A 713-nucleotide genomic window follows, 5' to 3' on the forward strand; every position below is an offset into this window, starting at 1 on the left:
TATTCGTACCAGAAAAAACCGACTTTAATGAAAAGTCATGGTTGAAAGTCGCACCAAGTCGCGCCGTTGCCGTAATGGGTGAAGTCGTTCGTCCAGGCCGAATCGAATGGTCGGATGAAATGGACCTCATTGATTTGCTGGCTCACGTTGGCGGCCCGACTCGCCGTGCCGACACCTCCAAAATTGAAGTGGCCAACAACGGTCAAATGACGAATTTCGATTTAGACCAGTACATTTTAGATGGTTCGCCAGCGTCTAACTTGCCACGCGTATCTGCCGGCACGGTCGTGCGCGTTCATGCACTGCCAGATGACCCTGCCGACAACAAATCTCAATGGGTCAGCCAAAGCTCAGACGCGGCCATTTACGTGTTTGGTCAAATCAACGCACCTGGTCGCTATCGCTTCACGGACGAAATGCACTTTCTCGATATTCTTTCGGCCGCCGACGGCCCGACGATGGATGCCGATATCCACAATATTCGCGTGACTCATCGCGGCTTAGGCTACGCAAAAGTGAGCAAACTAAATCTGTCGATGTATTTCGAAACGGGAGATGAATCTATCCTGCCAGACGTGCGCCCTGGCGACACTATTTACATTCCGGAGAAAAACAAAAACTGGCTCGACCGTTCTAAAGAATCCACCGTGCGCGTACTGGGAGAAGTACGAGATCCGGGACGCCACGGGTTCAACGACAACATGACGGTTGTA

The 713-nt window shown here is 51.6% G+C and carries 1 protein-coding gene; it reads left to right on the forward strand.

The window, feature by feature from the left end; translation table 11 throughout:
* Positions 1-713 (forward strand): SLBB domain-containing protein (locus R7R24_RS26900; protein ID WP_318120147.1); only part of this gene is annotated, 713 nt, incomplete at both ends.

It is taken from the genome of Vibrio sp. 704 (genome assembly GCF_033339295.1).